Annotated in this window: 25 protein-coding genes and 1 pseudogene; 17 read left to right on the top strand and 9 right to left on the bottom strand. The window is 58.2% G+C overall.

All coding sequences use genetic code 11. The features are described from left to right. Positions 1-3 precede the first annotated feature (3 nt). Positions 4-1,206: a hypothetical protein gene (locus BQ9843_RS02340; protein WP_075843748.1), complete on the top strand. Its 1,203-nt coding sequence runs from the start codon at positions 4-6 to the stop codon at positions 1,204-1,206. 90 nt (positions 1,207-1,296) lie between these two features. On the opposite strand, the gene ettA is transcribed toward BQ9843_RS02340, so the two are convergent. Next, on the bottom strand, positions 1,297-2,976 hold the full coding sequence (ettA, locus tag BQ9843_RS02335) for an energy-dependent translational throttle protein EttA (protein ID WP_075843747.1): 1,680 nt from the start codon (positions 2,974-2,976) through the stop codon (positions 1,297-1,299). Positions 2,977-3,340: 364 nt separating this feature from the next. On the opposite strand from ettA, the pseudogene BQ9843_RS02330 reads away from it, so the two are divergent. After that, positions 3,341-4,062 (top strand): annotated as a pseudogene (locus BQ9843_RS02330) (DUF554 domain-containing protein). A 22-nt stretch (positions 4,063-4,084) separates the two neighbouring features. Here BQ9843_RS02330 and BQ9843_RS02325 read toward each other — a convergent pair. From BQ9843_RS02325 to rnd, 3 genes are all read right to left on the bottom strand, one after another. Further along, on the bottom strand, positions 4,085-4,789 hold the full coding sequence (locus BQ9843_RS02325; protein WP_075843746.1) for an SdpI family protein: 705 nt from the start codon (positions 4,787-4,789) through the stop codon (positions 4,085-4,087). A 10-nt stretch (positions 4,790-4,799) separates the two neighbouring features. Further along, on the bottom strand, positions 4,800-5,078 hold the full coding sequence (locus BQ9843_RS02320) for an autorepressor SdpR family transcription factor (RefSeq protein WP_075843745.1): 279 nt from the start codon (positions 5,076-5,078) through the stop codon (positions 4,800-4,802). Between the two features lie 124 nt (positions 5,079-5,202). Next, positions 5,203-6,336 carry a ribonuclease D gene (gene rnd / locus BQ9843_RS02315; RefSeq protein WP_075843744.1) on the bottom strand — a complete coding sequence of 378 codons (1,134 nt, stop codon included), beginning with the start codon at positions 6,334-6,336 and terminating at the stop codon, positions 5,203-5,205. Positions 6,337-6,430: 94 nt separating this feature from the next. Here rnd and BQ9843_RS02310 point away from each other — a divergent pair, with 94 nt between their 5' ends. The 6 genes from BQ9843_RS02310 (at position 6,431) to BQ9843_RS02285 (ending at position 12,634) form a co-directional block, all read left to right on the top strand. After that, positions 6,431-7,357 (top strand): diacylglycerol/lipid kinase family protein, encoded by a 927-nt coding sequence (locus BQ9843_RS02310; RefSeq protein ID WP_075843743.1) that lies wholly within the window; start codon positions 6,431-6,433, stop codon positions 7,355-7,357. Positions 7,358-7,728: 371 nt separating this feature from the next. After that, positions 7,729-8,295, top strand: a complete 567-nt coding sequence (locus BQ9843_RS02305) for a tryptophan transporter (protein ID WP_075843742.1) — start codon at positions 7,729-7,731, stop codon at positions 8,293-8,295. Positions 8,296-8,367: 72 nt separating this feature from the next. Further along, a complete protein-coding gene (locus tag BQ9843_RS02300) occupies positions 8,368-8,913 on the top strand; it encodes a tryptophan transporter (RefSeq protein ID WP_075843741.1) in 546 nt (181 codons plus the stop codon). A 103-nt stretch (positions 8,914-9,016) separates the two neighbouring features. Beyond that, positions 9,017-10,759 (top strand): ABC transporter ATP-binding protein, encoded by a 1,743-nt coding sequence (locus BQ9843_RS02295; RefSeq protein ID WP_075844091.1) that lies wholly within the window; start codon positions 9,017-9,019, stop codon positions 10,757-10,759. Beyond that, entirely contained in the window at positions 10,752-11,498 is a 747-nt protein-coding gene (locus tag BQ9843_RS02290; protein WP_075843740.1) for an energy-coupling factor transporter transmembrane component T family protein, read from the top strand. Before BQ9843_RS02295 ends, BQ9843_RS02290 begins: the two co-directional genes overlap by 8 nt. Positions 11,499-11,572: 74 nt before the next feature. Next, a complete protein-coding gene (locus BQ9843_RS02285) occupies positions 11,573-12,634 on the top strand; it encodes an RsmB/NOP family class I SAM-dependent RNA methyltransferase (RefSeq protein ID WP_083647886.1) in 1,062 nt (353 codons plus the stop codon). Here BQ9843_RS02285 and BQ9843_RS02280 read toward each other — a convergent pair. Then, entirely contained in the window at positions 12,631-12,837 is a 207-nt protein-coding gene (locus BQ9843_RS02280) for a hypothetical protein (RefSeq protein WP_075843739.1), read from the bottom strand. The genes BQ9843_RS02285 and BQ9843_RS02280 overlap by 4 nt on opposite strands. A gap of 197 nt (positions 12,838-13,034) precedes the next feature. Between BQ9843_RS02280 and BQ9843_RS08580 the strand changes: the two genes are divergently transcribed. Then, complete coding sequence (locus BQ9843_RS08580; RefSeq protein ID WP_075843738.1) at positions 13,035-14,066, top strand: hypothetical protein; 1,032 nt, start codon at positions 13,035-13,037, stop codon at positions 14,064-14,066. A gap of 110 nt (positions 14,067-14,176) precedes the next feature. On the opposite strand, the gene BQ9843_RS02270 is transcribed toward BQ9843_RS08580, so the two are convergent. Together BQ9843_RS02270 and BQ9843_RS02265 are read right to left on the bottom strand one after the other, a co-directional pair. Beyond that, positions 14,177-15,064: a DegV family protein gene (locus BQ9843_RS02270; RefSeq protein WP_075843737.1), complete on the bottom strand. Its 888-nt coding sequence runs from the start codon at positions 15,062-15,064 to the stop codon at positions 14,177-14,179. A 126-nt stretch (positions 15,065-15,190) separates the two neighbouring features. After that, entirely contained in the window at positions 15,191-15,649 is a 459-nt protein-coding gene (locus BQ9843_RS02265) for an RrF2 family transcriptional regulator (RefSeq protein WP_022386411.1), read from the bottom strand. Positions 15,650-15,845: 196 nt separating this feature from the next. Here BQ9843_RS02265 and sufC point away from each other — a divergent pair, with 196 nt between their 5' ends. The 8 genes from sufC to BQ9843_RS02220 all read left to right on the top strand — a co-directional run bounded on the left by sufC (position 15,846) and on the right by BQ9843_RS02220 (position 24,113). Continuing rightward, positions 15,846-16,622 carry a Fe-S cluster assembly ATPase SufC gene (sufC, locus tag BQ9843_RS02260; RefSeq protein ID WP_022386412.1) on the top strand — a complete coding sequence of 259 codons (777 nt, stop codon included), beginning with the start codon at positions 15,846-15,848 and terminating at the stop codon, positions 16,620-16,622. Positions 16,623-16,634: 12 nt separating this feature from the next. After that, positions 16,635-18,047 carry a Fe-S cluster assembly protein SufB gene (sufB, locus tag BQ9843_RS02255; RefSeq protein ID WP_022386413.1) on the top strand — a complete coding sequence of 471 codons (1,413 nt, stop codon included), beginning with the start codon at positions 16,635-16,637 and terminating at the stop codon, positions 18,045-18,047. Continuing rightward, on the top strand, positions 18,048-19,295 hold the full coding sequence (locus tag BQ9843_RS02250) for a SufB/SufD family protein (RefSeq protein ID WP_075843736.1): 1,248 nt from the start codon (positions 18,048-18,050) through the stop codon (positions 19,293-19,295). Position 19,296: 1 nt separating this feature from the next. Then, positions 19,297-20,550, top strand: coding sequence for an aminotransferase class V-fold PLP-dependent enzyme (locus BQ9843_RS02245; protein WP_075843735.1), 1,254 nt, complete (start codon positions 19,297-19,299; stop codon positions 20,548-20,550). Positions 20,551-20,600: 50 nt separating this feature from the next. After that, complete coding sequence (gene sufU, locus BQ9843_RS02240; protein ID WP_022386416.1) at positions 20,601-21,026, top strand: Fe-S cluster assembly sulfur transfer protein SufU; 426 nt, start codon at positions 20,601-20,603, stop codon at positions 21,024-21,026. Between the two features lie 127 nt (positions 21,027-21,153). Then, the gene (locus BQ9843_RS02235) at positions 21,154-21,957 is read left to right on the top strand and encodes a sulfite exporter TauE/SafE family protein (protein ID WP_083647885.1); all 804 of its coding nucleotides are present in this window, start codon (positions 21,154-21,156) and stop codon (positions 21,955-21,957) included. A 591-nt stretch (positions 21,958-22,548) separates the two neighbouring features. Next, entirely contained in the window at positions 22,549-23,340 is a 792-nt protein-coding gene (locus tag BQ9843_RS02225; protein ID WP_075843732.1) for a tRNA threonylcarbamoyladenosine dehydratase, read from the top strand. A 5-nt stretch (positions 23,341-23,345) separates the two neighbouring features. Next, positions 23,346-24,113: a TatD family hydrolase gene (locus tag BQ9843_RS02220; RefSeq protein WP_075843731.1), complete on the top strand. Its 768-nt coding sequence runs from the start codon at positions 23,346-23,348 to the stop codon at positions 24,111-24,113. Positions 24,114-24,131: 18 nt separating this feature from the next. On the opposite strand, the gene BQ9843_RS02215 is transcribed toward BQ9843_RS02220, so the two are convergent. Both BQ9843_RS02215 and pgi read right to left on the bottom strand, forming a co-directional pair. Continuing rightward, a complete protein-coding gene (locus BQ9843_RS02215; RefSeq protein WP_075843730.1) occupies positions 24,132-24,809 on the bottom strand; it encodes an HAD family hydrolase in 678 nt (225 codons plus the stop codon). Between the two features lie 67 nt (positions 24,810-24,876). Then, positions 24,877-26,568, bottom strand: coding sequence for a glucose-6-phosphate isomerase (pgi, locus tag BQ9843_RS02210; RefSeq protein WP_075843729.1), 1,692 nt, complete (start codon positions 26,566-26,568; stop codon positions 24,877-24,879). Positions 26,569-26,635: the final 67 nt, after the last annotated feature.

Below are 26,635 nucleotides of genomic sequence, written 5' to 3'. Positions count from 1 at the left end.
CATATGCCTCAGAACACCTCCCTTACCCTCGGAAATCATATCTATCTCTACCGTCTGCTCTCCGAAGCCATCGGCTGCGGCAAGCAGACATTTCTCACCCAGGTCGAAGAGGCCCTCGAAAAAGAGTCCCTTGGCGCCGCAGACCTTGGATTCGAATCCACGCGTGAACTACTGGAAGAGCTAGACGATTTCATCAAACTCACCGTCTTCAAAGGAGGCCGCATCTATGCGACCGTCATCGCTCAGCCCGCATGGGACGAAGCTCTAGCCGCACCGCAAAAAAAGGCAGATACCAGCGGCAAATCCTGGAAGAAAAAGCGCGGCGACAAGTCAATCAAGGCCGTGAAGCCGCGCCGCGTCAAGCGCGAGATTCTCGAATCTATCGAGACGGTCGAAAAAACTCCCGTCGAAGCTGCCGCGCAAGCCCAGGCCGAAACGGCCGTCCTCGACGAAGCGACTGCCAATGATGCTGACTCCCAGGCAGAAGAAACCACCTGCAAACAGGAGGATTCCGATGTAGCCGAGCCGGTCGAAGACGATACCCTCAAAATTAATACGACAAAAGAGGGCGAGGAGACGCCAACCGTCGAAGAGCAGGAAAGCGACTCCCTCCCCGCCATCTCACTGACCGTTATCTACGACCCTGACAACGCCAACGCAGGCGTCACCACGCTCGAATCGAATCCCATGGCGGACGCATTCGCAGCCGAGCAAAGCTCTGACGGACAAGATTCCGATCTCACGCCCATCAAGGATGACATGCCCGCAAACGATAGCGAGCCCATGGAAGCCCTGGAGAAGGCACCGGAGGCCGCCACTGCAGCAAAACCCGTGTCGCAACCCGTCGAGCTCCCGGTTCCCGTGCCCACCCCTGCGCCCGTGCCCACCCCTGCGCCCATCGATCCCGCAGCACAATACCCCGACTATCCCGTAGATTTCTCTACCGAAGTGTTCTGCCCAGGCGATATCCTATTCGAGCTTGCGTCGCTTCTTCCCTTTGGAGCAGACGCCATGGGCATCGCTGGCGAATACTACTGGATCGCCCGCGAGCGGGGCACCATCGACGCCACCCGCAACCGCGCGTCTTTCACCCTACGTTACACCCAAGCCGGAAAACGTCACGAGGCAATCGTGCACTTGCGACGCCATCCCAATACCCCAGGTTCCACTTGGGTCATCGATCAAATCGAAGCCTCCGAGCTGTAACGAAAAAACGCCTCGAATCCAAAACGGATTCGAGGCGTTTTTGACTCAAGCGATAAGCCTAAATCGTCGATACGGCAGGCTTGCCGGCGCCTAGTCGCGCGTCAGCTTGCGATGGATGCGGTGCGGCTGAGCAGCGTCCTCGCCCAGGCGCGCCACACGATTTTCCTGATAGGACTCGAAGTTGCCCTCGAACCAATACCAGTTGCCGGGATTTTCGTCCGTACCCTCCCAGGCCAGGATGTGCGTAGCCACGCGGTCAAGGAACATACGGTCATGGCTGATGACCACCGAGCAGCCCGGGAACTCAAGCAGCGCTGCCTCGAGCGAGGAAAGCGTCTCGACGTCCAGGTCGTTGGTGGGCTCGTCGAGCAACAGCAGGTTTCCGCCCTGCTTGAGGGTAAGGGCGAGATTCAGGCGATTGCGTTCACCGCCAGAAAGTACGCCGGCACGCTTCTGCTGGTCTTGGCCCTTAAAGCCAAAGCTCGCCACATAGGCGCGGCTGGGAACCTCGGTCTCGCCCACCATCATGCGGTCAAGGCCGTCCGAGACAACCTCCCACAGGCTCTTGTTGGGATCGATGCCCTCGCGGTTCTGGTCAACGTAGGAAATTTTGACCGTCTCGCCAATCTCCAGCTCGCCCGAGGTCAGAGGTTCAAGGCCCACGATGGTCTTGAACAGCGTCGTCTTGCCCACGCCGTTGGGACCGATAACGCCTACGATGCCATTGCGCGGCAGACTAAAGGAAAGGTCGTCGATCAGCACACGGCCATCGAATTCCTTGTGCAGGTGATGCGCCTCGAGGACCTTGGAGCCCAAACGCGGGCCCACGGGAATGCGGATGTCGGTCCAATCGAGCTTTTGGCTCGCACGAGCCTCGGCCTCCATCTCCTCGTATCGGGCAAGACGTGCCTTATTCTTGGCCTGGCGCGCCTTAGGGGAGGAGCGAACCCACTCGAGCTCGGCGTTCATACGCTTGGCAAGCTTGGCGTCACGGTTGCCCTGCGCCTCGATGCGCGCGGCCTTGGTCTCCAGGTAGGTGGAGTAGTTGCCCTTGTAGGGATACAGGTGACCGCGGTCGACCTCGCAGATCCACTCGGCAACGTTATCCAAGAAGTAACGGTCGTGGGTGACGGCAAGCACGGCGCCGGGATAGTTGTGGAGGAAGTGCTCGAGCCACAAGATGGACTCGGCATCCAGATGGTTGGTGGGCTCGTCGAGCAGCAGCAGGTCGGGAGCCTCAAGCAGCAGCTTGCACAGGGCCACACGACGGCGCTCGCCACCAGAAAGGACGTTCACGGGCATGTCGGAATCAGGCAGCTGAAGGGCATCCATGGCCTGACCGAGCTTGGAATCGATGTCCCAGCCGTCGGCGGTGTCGATCTCGTCTTGCAAGGTGGCCATCTCGGCCATAAGCGCATCCATGTCGCACTCGGGATCGCACATCTCCTCGCCGATCTTGTTAAAGCGATCGACCTTGGCGATCAGATCGCCAAACGCCATGCGCACGTTCTCGATAACGGTCTTATCCTCGTCGAGTGGCGGCTCCTGCTGAAGGATGCCCACGGTATAGCCAGGGGTGAGCTTGGCGTCGCCGTTAGAGACCTCCTCGATGCCCGCCATGATCTTGAGCAGGGTCGACTTTCCCATGCCGTTAGGTCCCACGACACCGATCTTTGCTCCCGGGAAGAAGCTCAGGGTCACGTCGTCGAGAATAACTTTGTCGCCATGCGCCTTGCGCGCCTGATACATAGAGTAGATAAACTCGGCCAATTTTTCACTCCGTTAGCTCGGGTTTTATGTTTCTTACGCCAGGTATTGTCGCATGCCGCTGCCAGCGTCCCTACCCGTGTCCTGCGCGCCTACCGAAAGACCACGGGTAACAGCAGCCTCGAAGAAAGAGTATCCGTTCGTAAGTGAAGCAAGAAACCCCATTTGGCAACGGCAAGCGGCATGCCAAAAGGGTTTTTCTGCTTCATCTGTGCAAAGGCAACAGGAAGACTACCGTTGGGAGATATGGACCTGGGAAGCGCTCCATCACATGCTAGGCTTATCTGTTGTTGCATAAGCGATCCCCTCCCCTAGAACAAATCCTGTAGGCAGTTCATCTCCCTATTGATTGAGAAAGGCAGCAGCCGTGATCGGACTCGGAACCGTCATCGATGTCGCGCTCCTCATCGCAGGTGGCCTCGCCGGACTTCTTGGCAGGCGCTTTATCACGCCCCGCGTACAAGACGCTTTGCTCAAGGCATCAGCCCTTTGCGTGCTGTTCATCGGCCTCGCGGGAACGCTCGAAAAGATGCTCGAGGTGACAAACGACGGCCTGGCGAGCGGCGGCGCGGGAATGATCATCGTCTCGTTTACCGTCGGCACGCTTATCGGCGAGTTTCTCAATCTCGAACTGCGCATGGAGCACCTCGGCGAATGGCTACGCGATCGCTTTGCGGGTGATTCGGAGAACGGTTTTGTCGATGCCTTTGTCACCCGTCCCTCACCGTATGCGTTGGCGCCATGGCCATCGTGGGATCCATCCAGGACGGTATCCTTGGCGATTACACCACACTCACTATCAAAGGCGCACTCGACTTCATCATGGTTTGTGCCATGACTGCCTCCATGGGCCGTGGCGCCATCTTCTCCGCGTTGCCAGTAGCGGTCTTTCAGGGCACCATCACGATTTTCGCGCGCTTTATCGAGCCGTTCATGACCGAATGGGCGCTCAGCAACTTATCGCTCGCAGGATCCATGCTCATCTTCTGCGCAGGCGTCAATCTTATCTGGGGCAAGATCTTTAAGACGGCAAACCTTCTTCCATCCGTCATCATCGCCGTGTTGTGGGCGCTAGTGCGCGGAGCGTAGCGGCGTCAGCGAAAGGCGCGTCTTACATCGACCGTCTTTCCGCATTGCGCCACACGAGATACGAGTAGGCATATATAGCCGCAGTGCCGCCCAGGACCAATGCGACAGTGCCGACAACGACCATAGAATCCGAAAACAGTGGGGCCACCAGTCCCAGCAAAACCATACCAAGGCCCATAACGACAAAGCACTTGCCGCCAAAGCGTTGGGTACGGCGCCAGTTATCGGGGTCGGCAAGCGCCCAGGGCGTCTTCACACCCATCGTGTAGTTTTGCTTGATGCGCGGCAAGTAATTGCCAATGCCCACGAACAAAAGGCCGATAGCAGTGGAAACTGCCACATTCACCACGCCGCGAGCAGGGACGATGCCCCATACCGTCAGCTCGCACAGCCAGCCGATAGCGCACATAATCAGCGTAAAAGCAATCACAAAACCCTGGTAGAACTTGCCCGAGGTTCGATATGCCTCGCCTTTAGGGTCGATACGTGGCACCACATAGAACATCGCCAAAAACGCCAGCGGCAGAGCACCGTGTGCGGAGGCCATCCAGCGCGGACCCCAGCCGTTGACGGATCCATCGGCTCCCCAATGCGTAGGAATCTGCGCGGGTAAGCTCGGCATCACGATGAGATGGGCCGCCACGTTAACCAAACACAAAACGATAAGGGCAATCCATACGCGCAACGATACGCCCGTAGTACGAGCGCCCCTTTTTTCCTTATTCATCCCTGTTTCCTTATTCATCCCCATTGTCCTCATTATCTGCAAACCCCATAAACCACCCGATCAAATCCTGCATGACCGTAGTGTTGAGGCTGTATACGATATTTTGCCCGTGGCGCTCGTCCCTCACGAGGCCCGCGCTCTTAAGCGTTGCCAGATGATGACTCAAAGAGGGCTTGCTCATATCAAAATGTTCAGCCAACTCCCCCGCCGTCAGGTCGCTGCCGCGCAGCAACTCTAAGATGCGCCGTCGCGTGGGATCTGCAAGCGCCTTGAATCCCTCTCCTGCCACGGAGCCTCCTTCCAATCGTCTTCAACAGCATCATACTCTATAGTTAGACGTTTGTCTAACTATCTAATTTCTCCAAAAGAAAAGAGGTGCACCCCACCGGAGCGCACCTCTTTTGGCTGATCGCCTAAAGAATCTCGACAGATCCGTCTTTTACGGTCAGACCCATATTGCCAGCCAAAAGATCGTCGAGCAGCGTGCCCACAAGCTCGAAACGCCAGCCATCGCGCAGTGGGCTGCGCTCGGGATGCTCCATATAGGAGAACAACTCATCGCGACTCGCAATGATGGCAGTGGCCACGCCGGAACGTTCAGAAACCAGGCGCATGAGCGCGTACATGAGGTCGCAAACGCTTTCGACCTCGGGCGTAGGCGTATGATGCGGTCGACTGATGAAGGGAAGCTTATCGGAAGGACAATTGCGCCCACGCTCGATGGCGACGAGAGCAGCGTCAACATCCGCCTCGGAAAGCTGCTCGGTTCCGCGTGTACGACGGAAATCGTCAACGGTCTTGGGCGCACGCTTAACCAAGGCAACCAAAACCTCGTCCGACATGATCCACTTACGCGGAACGTTACGACGCTCGGCACGGCGCTCTCTCCACGCCGCGAGTTCGCGGGCGATGGCGAGTTGTCGACGCGTGCAAGAGTTGATGCGCTTGACGCGCTTGAACGCGAGGCGCTGGTCGACAACGTAGTGCTCAACGTTCGCAAGCGGTCGCATCTCATCGGTCACCCACGACACGCGGCCAAGCTGCCCAAGCCTATCCATAATGACCCCGTATGCCACAATGAGGTAGCGCACATCGTCCACGGCATACTCAAGCTGCAAATCGCTCAAAGGACGACGAGACCAATCGGTCAGCGACTCGGTTTTTGGTAAATCAACATCGCAAAAAGCATGCACAAGACCGTTGTAGGACATCTGCATGCGCTCGCCCAAAAAAGCGGCAGCCACCTGTGTGTCAAAGATGGGAGCAGGAAGCACACCTAACGTATGATAAAGAACCTCCATATCCTGCGAACAGGCATGGAACACTTTAATAACCCCCTCATCACCCATCAGCTCAGCCAAAGGAGAGAGGTCCTTGATAACAATGGGATCGATGACCACGCACTCTTCGGGCGTCGCGGCTTGCACCAGGCACAGACGTGCATGGTATGTTCGCTCACGCAAGAACTCGGTATCGATGGCCACGGCATCAAAGGCCGCGGCGCGCTTGCAAAAGGCCAGGAGCTCCTCATATGTGGAGATGTACATGCTCCTCCAGAATCATGGTTGGCGCACTCGTGCGCAGGGTAGGATATCGCTACATAAACTATACAGGGCTTTACGACGAACGGGACCTAAACGTATGCGTTGCCTTATCATCCACAATCCCGCCTCGGGCACCCGCTCCGACGAGATCTATGCCTTTGCTCACGCCCTCGCTCAAGCAGGGGACGAAATCACCATGCGCTTCATCGGTAAGGGCATGGAGCCAGAAGACGCCACGCGCGATGTCACCGCGTTTGACCGCGTGGTGGTCTCGGGCGGTGACGGCACCGTCTCCAACGTGCTCGATTGTCTGCGCGACACGCATGTCCCCACCCTCATCTTCCCTTCGGGCACAGCATGCCTGTTCTTCAACAACATCGGCAACGCGCCGGAGGCTGCCGCCCTTGCCAAGGCATGCCGCCGTGGACATACTGTCCCTGTCGACATGGGCGAGCTCTTTTGGAATGACGCCGAAGGCAACGAGCAGCGCCACGGCTTTATCATCATCGCCGGTTCCGGCTTTGACGCCGCCATTATGGAAAAGGCAGCGCCAAACAAAAACGAGATCGGCGAAATCGCCTATGCGCTCTCCGCACTTGCCACTCCCAACCCTCAGGTAGCGCACTTCACGATTGAACACGATGGCAAGGTCGATGAGTTTGATGGCATCGGATGCATGGTGGGCAACACCGCAGTGATTCAAAACGACATCAATCTGTTTCCCGATTGCCGCATGAACGACGGTCTCATCGACATCGCCGTCATCGAACCGGTGGCGACGGTACAGCTGCTCCCTACCCTGCTCGCAGGCGTTTTTGACCCCGCAGGCAAAGGACTCGGACGCCCCCAGTTCAAGATGCTTCAGGCAAAAGAGGCGACAATCACCTGCTCGCCTTCATTGGGCATGGAGTACGACGGCGAGCTCATTCCCAATCCTTCGGGCGTCTTTGGCGCGCGTGCATTGCCAAAATGCCTGGATATCATTGTCGATGATTTCTCCAAGCTCAATTCCAAGGACCATTAGAGAAACGCAACCGCGGGTTCGCGCCCTGCTACCACCCGCAGAAACAGTTTTGAAATACTTGTTGTATCGCCTTCTTACTGTGCTATAGTGCAGCGCAACCTAAATAACTTCGCTTACCCGAAAGGAGCCACCAGAATGATCAACTTCTCCAACAACTCTGTCATGAACTGGTGGTGGCGTGATGCGTATACGGTCGGTCGACTGTGAGTCCCTCACGCCTAAAATAGCTCTAGGCAAATGATGAGGCCTCCGGTTTCGACCGGGGGCTTTTTTCTTTATCTCGGCTTCCACCGCACGCATCACGCGCCTCCATCGCATCTACCCACCAACGACGACAAACCTCCAAAACACCTCAAGAAAGGTTGATCACCATGCCTAACGCAGCAGCCCAGCCCCGCACCGTTTCCACCACCGACCACGGCGCCCTCGACGTTCGCGCTCTTGTTCTTCTTGCCGTTCTCTTGGCCGCCGGCTTTATCCTCAACTTCACCGTCGGCAAGGCGATCTCGAGCATTTCGGGCGGCGTCATCAGCCCCGAGTTCATCATCTCCGCCTTCTGCCTCACCATCCTTGTCGTTCGTCCCAATCTTGGCCAGGCGCTCGTCATCGGCCTTATTTCCGCCGCCGTAATCCAGATCACCACCAGCTCGCCGTTTATCGATTTCGCCGCTGAGGGCATCGCCGCAATGCTCATGGCCGCAATCGTCACCGCCGCATCGCGCCGCGACACCATCTCTCCCGTCGCAGCAGCCGTTGCCACATTCGCAACCACCCTTGTCTCCGGCTGCATCTTCATGGTCATCAAGATGGCGATGATCGGCCTCGTGGCAGAGCTCGCCGCCGCCATGCTTCCCGTCGTCGCCGCTACCGCCGTTTTCAATGGCATCCTGGTCGCAGCCCTCTACCTGCCCATCAAGAAAGCCCTCAAGCTCTCCTAGCCTTCACGTCAGCCAAACGGGCAGCCCAATAGCTCGACATCTCATCTCTCGTTCTCGAAAGGACCCCGCGTTATGTCCAACTCCGCCGCACGCATCGTCTCTGCCGAGACCTCTTCTCATGGCCTCGTCGACATCTCTTCCCTCGTCCTGCTCGCCATCCTTCTTGCCGCAGGCTTTATCCTCAACATGACCGCTGGCAACGCGCTGGCCATGACCGGTATCAAGCCCCAGTTCATCATCGCGGCATACGCCCTCGCCATTGCGCTCACCCGCGCCACTCTTGCCCAATCGATCGTCTACGGCCTTATCTCCGCCGCAGTGATCCAGTTCACCACCTCTATTCCCGGCCTTAACTTCTTGACCGAGGCTGCCGGCGCTTTGACGATGGCCATCCTTGTCAAAAGCAGTATCGGCGGCGCCAAGGTAAACGCGCTTATCGCAACGTTTGTCACCACCCTCGTATCCGGCGCCCTGTTCGCTGTCGCGGGAACGCTCATGGCGGGTTTTGGCCTGGAGGCCGCGCTGCCTAAGGTCCCCCTGGTGCTGGGAACTGCCATCTTCAACGCCGTTGTGGTCCAAGCGTTGTTCTTCCCCCTTGCCAAAGCAATCAAAAAATAACCTGGGGGCGCATTGCCCGGCGCGAGGATGCCTTCATAGGTGCCCTCGCGCCCTTTGAGCGAAAGCATCGCCCGTGTTTGCCCTCTTGAACCGAAAGGCCGTTATGAATCCAATTATCGACATTGAGGACGTCTCGTTCTCGTATCGCGAGACGCACGTGCCCGCGTTGAACCATATTTCGCTCGCGATAGGCGAAGGCGACTTCCTCGGCATCATCGGCCCTTCGGGTGCAGGCAAATCCACTCTCGCGGCATGCCTTTCTGGAGCGATTCCCCATCACTTTGGGGGAACGCTCTACGGAGCTGTTCATGTTGCCGACGAGGATACCTGCGAGGTCACGCTCACCGATATCTCGCGCATCGTTGGAAGCGTGCTCCAAGATATCGATACCCAGATGGTCGCCTCCGTTGTGGAAGACGAGTTGCTCTTTGGCCTGGAAAACTTTGGCGTGCCGCACGATGAAATCGAGCGGCGTCTCGCGGACGCCTTGCAGACCGTTGGCATTGCCGACTTGCGCGATCGCGAAATCGCCACGCTCTCGGGCGGCCAAAAGCAAAAGGTGGCCATCGCCGCAATCATGGCGCTGCAGCCCCGTGTGCTCGTACTCGACGAGCCCACCGCCGCTCTCGACCCGGCAAGTTCGCTGCTCGTTTTCGATACGCTCGCGAAAATCAACCGCGAACAAAACGTGACCGTCGTGGTAATCGAGCAGAAGGTGGCGCTGCTCTCCACATTCTGCAACCGTGTGGTCGTGCTCGATAATGGGAAAATCGCCCTCGAGGGAACGCCGCACGAGGTCTTTTCGCATGCCGAAGAACTCCAGCGAATCGGCGTCGACAGCCCCCGCGTGGCTCGCATCTCAAACAGCCTTGCACACAAGAAAGTCTGTTCTCAAGCGTCGCCTTGCCTTACCGTCGACGAAGCAGAGGCGCTTATCAAGCACGCAGTGGGAAACGCCTCTCACGACACGAAGCGCTTCGCTGCCCCCTCGCCCCACGCGCCCCGGCCTGCGACAGCACAAGAGCCCGTGGTCGCATTCGAACATGTTGATTTTGCCTACCCCCTGGGCGGAGCTGCAGTACACGACCTCACCCTTAAAGTGCGCCCCGGCGAGCTCATAGGTCTTGTAGGTCAAAACGGCGCAGGCAAGACCACGTTCACCAAACTCCTCACAGGCCTGCTCAAACCCGACGCAGGCAGCGTGCACGTTGCGGGCGCCAATACCAAAACTACCCCCACAAGCGTTATTGCCCGCTCGTGCGCAACGCTCTTCCAAAACCCCGACCGTCAGATCTGCAGGGAGACGGTGGAGGACGAGATCGCCTTTGGCCTCGAGCTCCACGGAACGGAATCGACCCGCGCACACGAAAAGGCGCGCAAGGTGGCGCGGCGGTTTGGCCTCCCGCTCGACGAGGCGCCGTTTTCGCTCTCGCGCGGGCAACGACAGATGGTTGCACTCGCGAGCGTCCTTGTGGTGGAGCCGCGTGTAATCGTACTCGACGAGCCCACAAGCGGACTCGACTACCGCGAGTGCATGACCGTGATGGAGACGGTAAAGCAAATGGCCGAGGCGGGCTGCGCTGTGATCATGGTCTGCCACGACATGGAGGTGATCTCCGACTTCGCCGAGCGCATCGCCGTCATGGCAGATGGGCGCATCCTGGCATCGGGCCCCTCGCGCGAACTGTTTGCCCAGCCCGAGCTCATGCATGCAGCATCGATCGAACCGCCGCAGGTCATCGAGCTTGCACGCCGCCTTTCGCAGTCCGTCTCGCCCGCCTTCGAAGGCGTCGGCGAGGTTTCGGATATCGTTCGCATCACCGAGGAGATGGTCCATTGTGGTTAATGTCATCGATTACGTGCCCGGCACCACGCTGCTGCACAAGCTCAACCCGGTAGCAAAGCTCGCACTCGCCGCAGCGATCATTCTCTCCACCTTCTTAGCCCAAAGCTACGCGATGCTCATCGGCTTGCTCGCGCTCACACTCGCTTTGGGCGCCTACGCGGGCGTAGTCGATCGCCTGCTCAAGCTGCTGCGGCTGCTTATCCCCATCGCCTTGATCATGCTTGTGCTTCAAACCGCCTTCATGCGAGAAGGCGAGACGCTTTTTGCTTTTGTAACCGACACCGGTCTCATCACGGGCTCCAAGGCCTGCCTTCGTCTTTTGGGCGTGGCGCTGCCGCTCGTTTTGATGCTCATGGTCACCAAGCTCAACGACCTCGCAAACGCCTGCGTCGAGAAGCTGCACGTCCCCTACCGCTACGCTTTCACCTTCACCACAGCGCTGCGCTTTGTCCCCGTGTTCAGCCAGGAGATGAATGCGATTATCGAAGCGCAGACAGCACGCGGCGTGGAGTACGACACCAAAAACCCCGTCAAGAAGCTCAAGCTCATGCTGCCGCTGTGCGCCCCGCTGCTTATTTCGAGCGTAGGCAAGACCGACGCTACGGCGCTCGCCGCCGAGCAGCGCGGCTTTTACCTGCGCACGCGCAAAAGCAGCTACAAGCGCTACCCCTTTGCCGCCTGCGACATCGCAGTCCTCGTCTTCTGCGTCGCCCTTATCGCTGCAGGAGCGGTTCTTTAGTTTTTGTTCCCCCGTCGCGCAGACGTGTTCCCCTTGCTACCATGCAACAGGAAGGTATGTGATAAGGAGAGCATATGGCACGCCGCAAAAAACAAAAGAAGCAGGTAAAAGAGGCACTCGATCTGCGCACATTCGAGCACACCGAGAAGGCGGAAGAACTCGACGCGGCATTTGGGGACCTTGCGCTCCCCTCGTTTTTCATCGACTCCATCGCCGGTGCCTACGGTGCTGCCGCCTCCTCTATATTGGAGGGAATCGCGCAGGCCAAAGACCGACCCGTAACCTTCCGCGCAAACACGCTGAAGTCGAGCGCAGAGGAAGTTGCCGAGGCGTTGCACGCCGCGGGTATCGAATTCAAACGCGTACCGTGGTATGCCGACGCCTTTATCGTCCCTGCATCCTTTGAGCGAGCCGTTTGGGATCTCGACCTCATCCACGATGGCAAGATCTATCTGCAGAGCCTCTCGTCCATGCTGCCCCCACTGGCTTTGGCCATGCAGGCAGGTCAGGATATCTTGGACATGTGCGCGGCACCCGGCGGCAAGACCACACAAATCGCGGCCCTCGAGCCGCAGGCCCATGTCACCGCAGCCGAAATGCATGCACCCCGAGCAGACAAGCTCGAGCACAACCTTGAGAAGCAGGGCGCCAAGAACGTACAGGTCATGCGCGTCGACGCACGCGAGCTTGATGAGTTCTTCTCGTTTGACCGCATTCTGCTCGATGCCCCCTGCACAGGCTCGGGCACGCTCATCGCTGGTTGCGAGCGAACCCTCAAGGGCTTTAGCGAGCAGCTTCTGCAAAAATGCGCTCGCTCCCAACGCGCACTGCTGGACCGCGGTCTCACCGTGCTCAAACCCGGTGGCTACCTGCTGTACTCGACATGCTCGGTACTCCCCCAGGAAAACGAGGACGCCGTTGCCCACGCGCTCAAAAAGCATCGCGATTGCGAACTCGTGGCTCTCGATAAGGCCGAAGACGCCGACGGCAACCCCACGGTCGCCGCGCCGTTTGCCGAGCTGCTGGCCCAACATGACATCCCGGTTCTGCACAACGAAATCGATGGCACTGTCACCGTTGCCCCTTCGCGTGAATACGAGGGCTTCTTCCTAGCGCTTATGACTAAGAAGCGTTAATGGCGATTCCTGCCTTCGTCGCGGGAACCAGCCCGAGAATCCGAGCGGCGATGTGCGCCCCTTGAGGCGACATCGCGCTGCTCGCGGCGGCGGGCCGATGCTCCCTTGATGAGGGTAATCACAAAATAGAGGGCGGCGGCGATGCAGATCACGCCAACGAATAGCGCTACGGGACCGATAATGTCCATGAGATTCATCTGCATCTGTTTCTCCGTTTAGTTTGCATAGACGATGCGTGGGTATAACTACTCCATTAAATTACTCCTAACAGAGCGATAGCTTATCTTCGGCATGCAAGCACGCACAAAAGAACAGGAGTCCACCACGGCGTGGGCGCAAATGCAACACATGCATGCCGTACAAAAACGAACATCCATCACGGCCAGGAAGGAGCAACTCCGTGGATAACCTGACTGAGAACAAGCCATATGCCAATCCCGATATGCTACCGTGCAAAAACGTTTCAGCAGCCCCGCTGGATACAGAAGAGCATGAGGCTAAGGTCGAGCAGAGCATCGACGCCACGGTCGATTTTACCGAAGTCGATATCGACCCCGATCTGTCTGCCCCTCCCCATGCCGTAACCCCGGCGGGAATCCTGCCCATGGACCCCGCGCCCATCGAGGGAACCTTGCGCAAAGCGACTATCTCCGTACCCGATGCCATCGAGGATGCGAGCGGCTTCACGCTTTTTGGCCGCCGTATCAAGTCGCTCATGTACTCGACCGACGTCGCTGTCATTCGCAACAGCAATGCCGACGCCGTCTTTGCGGTCTATCCCTTCACGGCACAGCCCGCCATCACGCAGGCCCTGCTCACCGCAGCCGAGTGCCCGGTGTTCGTAGGCGTGGGCGGCGGCACAACGACAGGTAAGCGCTCGGTACAGCTTGCAGCCGTATCCGAGATGCAGGGCGTCGCAGGCGTGATCGTCAACTCTCCTGCCTCGCCCGAGATGGTCGAGCACATCGCGCACATGGTAGACATCCCTGTCGTAGCGACCGTGGTGCGCGCAGACGACGCACATGCCAAGGTGCGTGCTGGCGCCAAGATTCTAAACATCGCCGCGGGCAAAAACACGCCTGAAGTCTTGCGCGAGCTGCGTCGCTCTTACCCCAACCTTCCGCTCATCGCACCGGGCGGCAAAACGCCCGAATCCATCCAGGCGACCATCGGGGCAGGTGCCAACGCTATCATCTGGACCCCGCCCTCGGCGCAGATGATGCAGCAGGACATGATGGCTCGCTACCGCGAACAGGAAAATGCAGGCCTGCACGAGGAGCCGTCGATCGACCCCATCTCTGCAGGCGATATCAACCCCATCGAAGGCGTGGGCTCCGATATCCCATTTACCGACGACGTAATCGCTCACCTGGCGCAAGCATCCCAGCGTCGCCGCGAACGCAGAAACGCGTTTTTCTCGCGGCGCAAATAATCTACCCGACCGCACAGCGTAAACCAGCGTAAACAAAAGCGTATCGACACCAAAGCCGGTATCGATGCGCTTTTTCCTGCATGCTCGAGAGGTGCAGAAACGCACCGTATCTAGTCGACGCGCGCATCTCCCATAAAGAACAAAGCGACGGTACCAGGACCGGTGTGGGAACCAATCACAGTGCCGATATCATTGATATCGATCTTGCCGGCAAGCTGAGGCATTTGCTCGACCAAAGCGTCGGCCACCGCCTCGGCGTCCGCACGGCACGCCGACTGCGACATGCACACCTTGCCAGTGTAGGCCGCGCCGTCATCGATGTGCTCCATGCAGGTCTTGACCATCTGGGCGATGGCACGTTTTTTGGTGCGAATCTTCTCGCGCGGAATCAAATGGCCCGTGTTGTCCACGTTCATGAGCGGACAGATCTTAAAAGCAGTACCCAAGACACCGCTCGCCTTTGAGATGCGGCCACCGCGAATGAAGCTCGTCAAATCGCTCGAGAAGAACCAATGATGAACATTGAGTTTATGAGCCTCTGCCCAGTCCGCAAGCTCGTCAAATGTCGAGCCGGCGTCACGCAAGTCGGCAAGATACTCCATGAGCAAGCCGTATCCCGCAGACGCCGCAAGCGAGTCAATCACGCGAATACGACGCTCGGGGTAGCGCTCACGCAGTTGCTGGGCTGCCAGACAGGCAGAGTTATATGTTCCAGAAATGCCCGAGGAGAGCGAGACATGCAGCACGTCTTTTCCCTCTTTGAGAGACGGCTCCCAAAAATCGATGTACTCGCCCGTACCCACCTGAGAGGTCTTGGGCTGGGCACCCGCCGCGATGCTCGCAAAAAACTGCTCGGACGTCGTGGATTGGTACAGATCGTCCAAGTAGGTCTTGCCGTCCACTTCGTAATGAAAGCAGATGTACGCGATATCGTGCTCGGCGAAAAACGCCGCAGTGCGATCTGCGGTCGACTCGCAGGAAAGCATGAACGAAGACATGGAAACCTCCAATTCAAGACGGACGAACCCGCCCCGCAAAGACTATTGATGGGGATATTATCCCACAGCAAAAGGCACGGGCGCTTTGTTATCCGCAAGCCCGGAGCCAATGGGACGGACGAATCGTTATTTGCCCTTGCACCCTTCAAGCGAGCTCAAATCCACTTCAAGATGAACCTCGGGCACCGCGGAGAGCTCTGCCAAAGTCACACCATCCACATAGGCATCGATCGCAGCCTCGAGACCGGTCCAAAATTTAACAGTCGAGCAAAGCCCCGCTCGACCGCACGAGCCGTCGAGGCCTTCGCATGCAACCGCGCCCGTTGAGCCTTCCGCCACGCGCAAGATATCGCCGGCGCGAATCTCTTCCGCAGGTTTGGCGAGCATATAGCCGCCGCCCTTGCCGCGAACGCTCTTAAGCAGCCCCGCCCCCATCAGAGGACGAACCAGCTGCTCGAGATATTTCAACGAGATGCTCTCGCGCTCGGCAACCTCTCGCAGGGCGATCTTGCCTTCTTCATCGCCAAACGCCGCGATGTAGATCATGAGTCTCAGGGCATAGCGCCCCTTAGACGATATAAGCATTCGTCCTCCCATCGGCAAACAAGACGCGCAAGGGTGCAAACCCCGCAAAGCCGCTCGTAGCTGTGACTTTTGCACATAGAGCTAAATTCGAGCAAAGTACTCGGATTAACGCTTGACTAAAAACGGTATCATCTTATCGTTATTCCGAGAGAATTCCTAGGGTTTAAGCCCTGTCGCGATTGAGAGGATGCGCACAATGCCCGATACCGCACTTCTTCATGTGGAGAACCTTACCGCCTCCGTTGAGGAAAAAACCATTCTTCATCAGGTGAACCTTGATGTCCCGGCAGGTGAGACGCACGTGCTCATGGGCCCCAACGGCGCCGGTAAGTCCACTCTTGGCCACCTCGTCATGGGCGACCCCGTCTACACCGTCAACGATGGCCGCATCTTCTTTGACGGTGAGGACGTCACCGACCTCACTACCGACAAGCGCTCGCGCGCCGGCCTATTCCTTTCCTTCCAGGCACCGGTCGAAATTCCCGGCGTGCCCCTCTCCAGCTTCCTGCGCGCCAGCATCGCCGGCCGCCCCGGCCTGGAGATGAAGGGCAAGGAGTTTCGCCGCCGCGTGAAAGAACTTGCTGCCGAGCTCGACATGGACACTGCCTACCTCAACCGTGAGCTGGGCGTAGGTTTTTCGGGCGGCGAAAAGAAGAAGGTCGAGATGCTGCAGCTGCTGCTTTTGCAGCCCAAACTCGCCATCCTCGACGAGACCGACTCCGGCCTGGACGTCGACGCTCTCTCCGTGGTCTCCCGCGGCATGGACGCCTATCGCAAGTCCTGCAACGGATCCATGCTCATCATCACGCACAACACGCGCATCCTCGAGCACCTCTCCGTCGACCGCGTCCACGTGATGGTCAAGGGCCATGTCGTGCGTACCGACGATGCCTCGCTCATCCCCTGGATTGACGAGAACGGCTTCGAGTCCTTTGAACGCGAGGCCGCAAACGCCGCCGCAAACGCCCAGTAAGGAGCATCAGGCATGGCAAAGAACCGTACCGAGGTAGCGGATATCGACCGCAGCCTCTATGACTTTACCTACGGCGAAGAGGGCTTCGAGCGCCTCGCCGCCGGCATCACCCCCGATATCGTGCGCGAGATCTCCTCCAAAAAGGACGAGCCCGAATGGATGCTCGAGCTGCGCCTCAAGTCCCTCGACATCTTCAATCGCTTCCCCAATCCCACCTGGGGACCGGGCATCGACGGTCTTGATATGGACAACATCGTCACGTACGTGAAGCCCAACACCGATCAAAAGCACGATTGGGACTCCGTGCCCGACGACATCAAGAACACCTTCGAGCGTCTGGGCATTCCCGAGGCGGAGCGCAGCTATCTGGCAGGCGTTGGCGCCCAATATGACTCGGAGCTCGTGTATCACAACATGCAAGACACCGCGAGCAAAATGGGCATCGTGTACTCCGGCATCGAAGAGGCGCTGCACGACCCCCAGTGGGAGCCCATCATCCGCGAGAACTTCATGACGGTCATCCCGCCCACCGATCACAAGTTCGCAGCCCTGCATGGCGCTGTCTGGTCGGGCGGCTCGTTTGTCTATGTGCCCGCCGGCACCAAGCTGGATTTCCCGCTGCAGAGCTACTTCCGCCTAAACGCTAAGGGAGCCGGCCAGTTTGAGCATACGCTCATCATCGTCGAGGACGATGCCGACCTTCACTTTATTGAAGGCTGCTCGGCGCCCAAGTACAACGTGGCGAATCTCCACGCTGGCGCGGTAGAGCTCATCGTGGGCAAGCGCGCCCACCTGCGCTACTCGACTATCGAAAACTGGTCGAAGAACATGTACAACCTCAACACCAAGCGCGCGCGTGTGGACGAGGACGGCGAGATCGAGTGGATCTCGGGCTCGTTTGGCAGTCATGTGGGCTACCTGTACCCCATGAGCGTGCTCAACGGCGCCCGCGCGCGCTCGAGCTTCACCGGCATCACGTTTGCTGGCGCGGGTCAAAATCTCGATACTGGCTGCAAGGTAGTTCTCAACGCGCCCGACACGACGGCTTCCGTCGAGACCAAGGGCATCTCCAAGTCGGGCGGCGTGCAGACCTTCCGCAGCTCCATCGTAGCGACCCCGCGCGCCGAGGGCGCCAAGGCTACCGTGAGCTGCCAGTCGCTCATGCTCGACGCCGAGAGCCGCTCGGATACCATCCCCGCAATGGACATCCGCGCCAAAAACGTCGATGTGGGACATGAGGCGACCATCGGGCGCATCGGCGACGACAAGATCTTCTACCTCATGAGCCGTGGCATTTCCGAGGAAGAAGCACGCACGATGATCGTCAACGGCTTTGCCAACCCCGTGAGCAAGGAATTGCCGCTCGAATACGCGGTAGAGATGAACAACCTGATCAAGCTCGAGATGGAAGGAGCGATCGGATAGATGAAGATCGAGAATCTTAACGCAATGCCCGCTCCGACCTGGAGCTGGCTCAAGATGAACTCAACCTCCCTGGAGATCGACCCCGAGCTTGCCCCGGCGGGCGCTGCGGCCGTCGAAGTCGAGGGGGCAGACGCCTGCAGGGGCAACGACGGCGACTTTGAGGCCGCCCTGAAACTCGCTGATAGCCGTTTTCCCGCACGCCGCGCGGCGGCGCCGGGCGACGCCTCCGACCGCGAGCGCGTCGATGCAGGCAACCTTGACCAGCTTGACGTCCCTGCGCTTTCTACGTATCAGACGCAAGCCGTGCATCTCGAGGAGAAATGCGGTCCCGCCGAGTCATTCTCGCACGGCTGCGGCAGCGAGACGGCAAACTACCTAAGATCCGTCGCCCAGATGCCCGTAGTGCTCAAGCTCGCACCGTATCAAAAAGAGTGCGTCACGGTTCGCATCAACGGTGTAGACGGCGCCATCTCCGCCGCAGATATTCAGGTCATCGCCGGCGAGCACGCCGAGCTCGACTTCATCGTCGCACTCGACTCCCCTGTCATCGGTACTGGCCTTGTGGGCTCGCTGCTCTCTGTCGTCGCCGCCGAACAGGCACGCGTAAACGTCACCTGTGTGCAGACGCTCGATGATTCTTGGACAGCGCTTGACGCTTCGGGCTTCTTCCTCGACGAGGGCGCCCGCGTACATGTGCAGCATACGGTGCTCGGAGCTGGCAAGAGCGTTACCGGGCTTGCCAGCGAGCTGTGGGGAGACACCTCGAAGATCTCTGTCGATACCGATTACCTGGCTGCTCGCGATCAGTCGCGCGACTTCAACTACTCGATTCGTCAGCTGGGTCGCAAGACCGAGTCGAACATGGACGCCAACGGCGTCCTCACCGGCGCCTCCAAGAAGGTTCTGCGCGGAACGATCGACCTTGTTCACGGCTGTCGCGGATCGGAAGGCACCGAGCGCGAGAGCGTTCTTTTGGCCAATAAGGGTGTCGACAACAAGACCGTCCCCGTCATCCTGTGCGACGAGGACGACGTCGCCGGCAACCACGGTGCCACCATCGGACACGTGCGCGACGAGCAACTGTTCTACATGGCCTGCCGCGGTATCTCGGCAGAAGAAGCGGAGCAGCTATTCATTACCGCCAAGCTCGAAAATGCCGCCATCACCGCTCCGGACGAGCGCATTCGCGCCGGCATCGTACGCCTGGGCAACAAGCTCGTTAGCAACTTTGAAGAGGAGATCGCCTAGCATGGCCATCGATATCCACGCCAACCCGTATAAACAAGATTTTCCACTTCTGGCAAACCATCCCGAGATCGCGTTTTTAGACAGCGCCGCCACCGCGCAGCGCCCCGCCTGTGTGCTTGACGCGTCCCGACATTTCTATGAGACGATGAACGCCAACCCGCTGCGCGGACTCTACTCGCTTTCCGTCGAGGCAACCGAGGCGATTGCGAAGGTGCGCGCACAAATCGCCACCTTGATTGGCGCCGTCGACAACACGGGCAAGCCCCTTGCAAACGACGTCGTGTTCACGCGCAATACGAGCGAGTCGCTCAATCTTGTTGCCAAGAGCTTTGCGCCCACGGTGCTCAAAGCTGGCGACGAGGTTGTCATCAGCATCATGGAGCATCACTCCAATCTCATTCCCTGGCAGCAAGCTTGCCGCAAAGCCGGTGCCACGCTGGTCTACCTGCGCCCCGATGACCAGGGAGTCATCACGGACAGCGAGATTGCCGCAAAGATCGGCCCTGCCACCAAGATTGTCGCCATCGGCGAGGTCTCGAATGTTCTCGGCGTGCGCAACCCGGTAGAAAAGATTGCCGCCGCGGCACATGCCAACGGCGCCTACGTAGTGGTGGACGGTGCGCAATCGGCGCCGCACATGGCAGTCGACGTGCGCGAGCTCGGCGCCGATTTCTTTGCCTTTAGCGCCCATAAGGCGCTTGGCCCCATGGGCATCGGCGTCCTTTGGGGTAAGCACGAGCTGCTCGACCAGATGCCGCCTATGCTCACCGGTGGCGAGATGATCGATTCCGTCACCGAGCAAGATGCCGTCTGGGCCCCTGTTCCCGAGAAGTTCGAAGCCGGCACACAAGACGCCGCAAGCATCTATGCGACTGGCGTGGCGCTTGATTACCTTGCAAATACCGTTGGCTATGAAGCCGTGCAAGATCGCGAGCAGGCGCTTGTCGTCTATCTCATGCAGCAGCTTGCCGAACTCGATTATGTTGACGTCATCGGCCCGGATGATCCCGCGCTTCACCACGGCGTCGTGAGCTTCAACGTGCAAGGCATTCATCCGCACGACGTGGCGAGCATCATGGATATGTCCGGCGTGTGCATCCGCGCGGGCCATCACTGCGCCCAACCGCTCCTCACATGGCTTGGCGTCGAGAATCTTGCCTGCTGCCGCGCAAGCGTCGCATTCTACAACGACGCTGCGGATATCGATGCCTTTATTGCCGGCGTCAAGCAGGTTTGGTCCACCTTTAACGGCTAGGCCTCAAACGAACACGACGCGACGCACACGACTCAAGGAGCATGTACCCCATGGGCAACCTCTATACTTCGACCACCTTCATGGAACACAACTCGCATCCCGACTATAAGTACGAGATGGACTCCCCCACTCTTACTCACGACGGCATCAACCCCAGTTGCGGCGACGAACTCACGCTGCAGCTGCGCGTGGAGAACGACGTGATCGAGGAGGCATCCTTCGTGGGCCACGGCTGCGCCATCAGCCAAGCCTCCGCCGACATCATGGCCGACCTCATCACCGGCGAGACGATCGAGGAGGCAAAGCGCCTAGCCGGCCTGTTCCTCTCCATGATCCGCGGCGATGAGCTCACCGAAGAAGACTATGAAGACCTTGATGAAGCTGCTCAGCTCAAGGACATCTCCCATATGCCCGCGCGTGTGAAATGCGCGGAGCTCGCCTGGCGCACGCTCGACGGCATGCTTGATAAACAATAGGTTCATGCCCCGCGCGTCCGCCGTACGAGCGCTACAATAGTGCTCGTATTAACCAGAGAAGACGTAGGATGCCCCGGTCGCCTTCGCGCGGTCGGGGCCATCTCATTGAGCAACATAGGGAACGCTCATGACACCAATGACCTATCTCGCTATCGGTTTTGCCGCCGTGATGTTCGGCATCGACAAATCACTCGCTTCGGGTGCCGGCCTGCTTTCGGTAGCAACCCTCACCGCAGTGATGCCCGCTCACCAGGCATCCGGACTCACGCTATTGATGGCCATCTGCGCCGACTGGAGCGCTATCTGGGCATATCGTGGCAACGTATCGGTCAAATCACTCGTACGTCTGATTCCCTTTGTAATCGTGGGCATCTGCGGCGGCATCGCGTTTTTGTATGTTGCCGACAACACCGCCATGCGCCGCACGATCGGCATCATCCTCGCCATATTTGTGGGCATGTACTTTTTAAATCTCATCCGAAAGCGCCTGAGCGGAAATACAGAAGTACCGACAAAAAAGTCGCCCGAAGAGACCGATGGCGTCTCCGATGCAGAGCGCGGAGGCAAAGCCGCGACGTTCTCATGGCTCAAACGCATCGTTTGCGGCGTCCTGGCCGGCTTCACCACCATGGTTGCCAACGCCGCGGGCCCTGTTACCGCCATCTTCTTTTTGTCCGAAAATCTTCCCGTCATTCGCTTCTTGGGTACCACCGCTTGGTTCTACCTCATTGTGAACCTCATCAAGCTGCCCATCTCCATTCACCTGGGCATGATCACCTGGGCAGGCTTCCTTTCCATGGCTTGGACCATCCCCTTAATCATCGTCACCGTGATGATCGGCCGTGCCATCGCAAGCCATGTGAGCCAGGAAGTCTTTACCAAGCTCATCTATGTGCTCTCGGTATTTGCAGTCATCAAGCTGCTCATCTAGCACGGGGCACGGAATGAGGCGGCAAGTATGACTCGCCTCCCAAATATCAAGCAAAACGAACCGTCAACAACCCTTGGAACGGATATTCCAAGGGTTGTTGCATAACAATGTATAAAAGACAGGCTTATTTGCATAAAAAATGACGCTTACAAAATAAGAGGTCCCAATCCGCAGCACCCATACTCAAAAATGGCGGAAAAATCAAAATATGTACGATGCAGCCGTCTCCTCTATACCCTCCAGTCCTTTTAAGCAATTCTCAAGGGCCCTACGAACACTGTTTTGCAGGACCCTTGAGAATTATTTCGCCGCAGTGCTCGATATACAGGCCAAACGGAGAAGCTCCAATAGTACATATTTTAGTTTTTCCGCCAAAAGCGAAGTACTCGCATGCATTCAGCGCAGCGAGGGACATCAAAAACAACAAGACGGGAGCCATTCGCAGCATCCCGCGAAGGAAAAACTCGGTACGATGCGCATGCGACAACCCTGGCACCTTTTTGGAGTCCAGTAACCAAAAGCGAACAGCACCTTCCTTCCCTATAATATCGGTAGCCAATTCGAAACGACTCCCTATCCAGGAGGCTACACATGCCAGACAGCACTACAGCCGCAGAAACGCGCGACACTAAGCTCGAGATCATCATGGGGCGCCCCGCGCTCAACAAGCTCGCTGCATCCAACGTGCTCGTGCTCGGCTGTGGCGGTGTAGGCTCCAATTGCATCGAAGCGCTCGCTCGCGGCGGCGTAGGACACTTCATCATCCTCGATAAAGACATCGTCGCCCCCAGCAATATCAACCGTCAGGCAATCGCCTTTCACAGCACCATAGGGCAGCGCAAGGTCGACGTAATGGAAGCGATGATCCATGACATCAACCCTGCGGCCACAGTTATCAAACGCACTGAATACATTCTTTCCGAAAATACCGATGACTTTTTTAACAGCGTGCTTGAACAGGCAGGCGGCAAGATCGACTATGTGGTCGACGCCATCGACACCATCTCAGCCAAGCTCTCAATCGCCCTCTACGCCCAAGAGCACGGTTTGCGCCTGGTAAGCTCCATGGGAGGAGGAAACAAGCTTCATCCCGAATGCCTGCACTTCTCCGATATCTTCAAGACCGTTCGCGACCCCATGAGTCGCATCATGCGCAAAGAGTGCAAGAAGCGCGGAATTAAATCACTCTGGGTGCTTTCAAGCTGCGAGGAATCAGTGCGCACACGTCCACGCGACACCGCCGACATTCACGAGCGCTCCGAGCTTGGCACCGCGAGCTTCATGCCCCCCATCATGGGACAGATGATTGCCGGTGAAGTTATTCGCCGCATCTCGGGCATCGGCTGCGAACAGGTACGTCCAGATGGCGCCGTCATTGGATAGCAACGATGCACCTATTTGATATGCACTGTCATCTGGAATTGATGGCGAATGGAGAGGACGTGGCCCAGCAAGCAAAATCCTGCGAGCTCACGCTTCTAGACACCGGAGTACTCCCGTCTGAATTTGAGACGGAGCAACGCCGTCATGCGTCTAACGACTCCGTGTATGTCGCTTGCGGGCTTCACCCTTGGTGGGTCACCGATACATTGAAGGACAGCGAAATCGAGCAGCTTATTGAACGCGCCCGCAGCTATCCCCTGATTGGCGAGGTGGGCCTCGACTTCTCGAATGCGCACGCGCAATACGCCGCACGTCAGATTCGGGTATTCGAACGTCTCGTATCAGCCTGTTCTGCCAACAAGGTCGAAGGTCGTCTTCTTTCAATCCATGCCGTACAGTCGGCATCAAACGTGCTCGACATTCTGGAGGCCAACGGTACTTGCCAACAGGCAAATGTCATCTTCCATTGGTTTTCCGGCACAAGCAAGGACCTCACGCGAGCGCGCAAGCTCGGTTGCTACTTCTCAATCAATGAACGTATGCTTCAAAGCCGCCGAGGGCGCGCCTATGCCGCACAGATAGAAGAGGAATGCCTTCTACTTGAAACAGACTTCCCCCTCAAACCAGGCAGCATGTGCACGGCACGACAGATATGCACTTCTCTCAACACGACCCTCGAAAAGCTTGCGCAGCTACGCAAAACAGACGCCGAGGCGCTGGGCGAGCTCATCGCCCAAACCAGCAAGAGGCTCCTTACCAGCGCAACCGCCTAGCGACAAAGCGGCCGCACGTTAACGCTCCAGATGCTCGCCTATGTTCAGTACATCGGGAATCTGATCGATAATGACATCGGCCTCGGCTTGACTAAAACCAAAACGGTCCTCGCGCTTGGCGATTACCGTCAACCCGGCTCGGCAACCCGCCTCGATACCATAGAGCGAATCTTCCACGCAGCAGCACTCCTGCGCATCCAGCCCTAAGGCCCCAAGTGTATGCAGGTAAATCTCGGGATTGGGCTTACTCTCACGAAACTGTTCGCCCGAGACGATCGTCTCGAATGAACGGCGCAGGCCACACTCATCAAGCGCCTGATTGATGCTCTCCAACGGCGACGACGACGCAAGTGCGCAGCGAACTCCATGGGCCTCAAGAGCATCGAGGGCCTGCGGCACACCAGGATTTAAAAGTGCCCGATAGTCCATGCTGCGCGTCGCAGCCCAATCGTAATAGACTTTTCGCACGCGCCCGGCATCAATCTGGCCATGTCCTGCGCGCTGCCACCACGCCTGAATGGTCGCGAAGAAGTTCTGTGACGAATTGCCCACCATATGGCGGCGCTCTTCCTCCGTCACGCCCAGTCCAAACGCGTCACTAAAGACAGCGAGCTCGTGATAGTAATACCACTCGGAGTCAAACAGCACGCCATCCATATCGAAGATAACGGCGCGAAAGGGCACGTTGAAGACCATGCCTTATCCCTTTCCATAAAAATGGGGCCCAGGAAACGCACCCTGGGCCCCAAATCGCAACATGCGTCTAGGCGCGATGCTCGTGGTAGAACGCGATAAGCGCCTGCGTACTCGCATCCTGCTCGGCAAGAGCCTCGTCGTCATGGAAAGCGACGGTGATCTCGCGAGCGAGCTGCTTACCAAGCTCGACGCCCCACTGATCAAAGGAGTCAACGCCCCACACCGTGCCCTCGACGAACACGATGTACTCGTAGAGCGCCACGAAGGCACCCAGCGAATGCGGCGTTAGGGCCGTGCCCAAAATGGACGTGGACGGCTTGTTGCCGGCAAAGCAGCGGGCGGGGACAATCGGTTCGGGCGTACCCTCGGCACGCACCTCGTCGGCCGTCTTGCCAAACGCCAGGGCTTTGGTCTGAGCAAGGAAGTTGCCCAGCAGCAGCTCATGGGTATCCTGGTCGCCGTCCTTCAAGGGATTTGCAGTGTTCACGAAGGCGATGAAATCGGCAGGGATCATGCGCGTGCCCTGATGAATCAACTGATAGAAGGAGTGCTGACCGTTCGTACCCGGCTCACCCCAGAAAATCTCACCGGTATCGCAAGAAACGGGGCTTCCGTCCCAGCGCACGCTCTTGCCGTTGGACTCCATGGTGAGTTGCTGGAGGTAGGCCGGGAAACGGTGCATATACTGGTTATAGGGCAGCACGGCATGCGTCTCGGTGTGCCAGAAATTGGAGTACCAGACGTTGATCATGCCCATGAGGACGGGGACGTTGTTCTCGAGCGGGGTCTCCTTAAAGTAGACGTCCACATCGTGGAATCCGCGGAGGAACTCCTCGAAGACTTCGCGCCCAAAAGCAACGATAAGCGACAGACCCACCGCAGAGTCGACGGAATAGCGGCCGCCAACCCAGTTCCAGAAGCCAAACGCGTTCTCGGGATCAATGCCAAACTCCTCAACGCGGTCAAGCGCAGTGGAGACGGCGACGAAATGCTTCTTGATGGCGTCGATGCGGCTCGCGTCGGAACCGTCGATGGCGCCATTGCGCTCGAGGCCTTCGAGCATCCAGGCCTTTGCCTCACGGGCGTTAGTAAGCGTTTCGAGGGTCGTAAAGGTCTTGGAGACAACGATCATGAGCGTGGTCTCGGGATCGAGGGGGCGCAGCTTCTCGACAATGTCATTGGGGTCGATATTCGACACATACGTGCAGTCGATACCGGCATTTGCAAAGGGCTTGAGGCCCTCGTAGACCATAACCGGGCCAAGGTCGGAGCCGCCGATACCAATGGAAACCACGTGCTCGATCTTCTTGCCCGTTACGCCGGTCCAAGCGCCGCTGCGTACTTTGTCGGCAAAGGCATACATGCGATTGAGAACGTCGTGAACGTCGCCCACGACATCTTGTCCATCGACCATAAGCGAGCCGCGGTCGGACTCGGGAGCGCGCAGGGCGGAATGAAGCACCGCACGATCCTCGGTCGTGTTCACATGCTCGCCAGCAAGCATCGCGTCGCGACGCTCCTCGATGTGCACGGCACGAGCCAAATCGAGCAGCAGCCTAAGTGTCTTCTCGTTGATGAGGTTCTTGGAGAAGTCGAAATGCAGCTCGCCCATATCGCGTGAGAACTTGGAAACACGATCGGGATCGTCGGCAAATGCCTTCTTCAACGTGAAATTCGCAGCAATCTCTTTTTGGTGGTCGACAAGCGCCGCCCACTCCGGGGTCTGCGTCGCATCAACAGGAGCAGAAACAACAGGCATAAAATCCTCCTTTTGCGAGCCGGGCTGCGCCCTTGCCACAAAACCGACGTCGCGGCGCTCGCACGTA

The sequence above is a fragment of the Collinsella bouchesdurhonensis genome (assembly GCF_900155365.1).
GTDB classification, from domain to species: domain Bacteria; phylum Actinomycetota; class Coriobacteriia; order Coriobacteriales; family Coriobacteriaceae; genus Collinsella; species Collinsella bouchesdurhonensis.
This window is presented reverse-complemented; position numbering and strand designations above follow the sequence as displayed.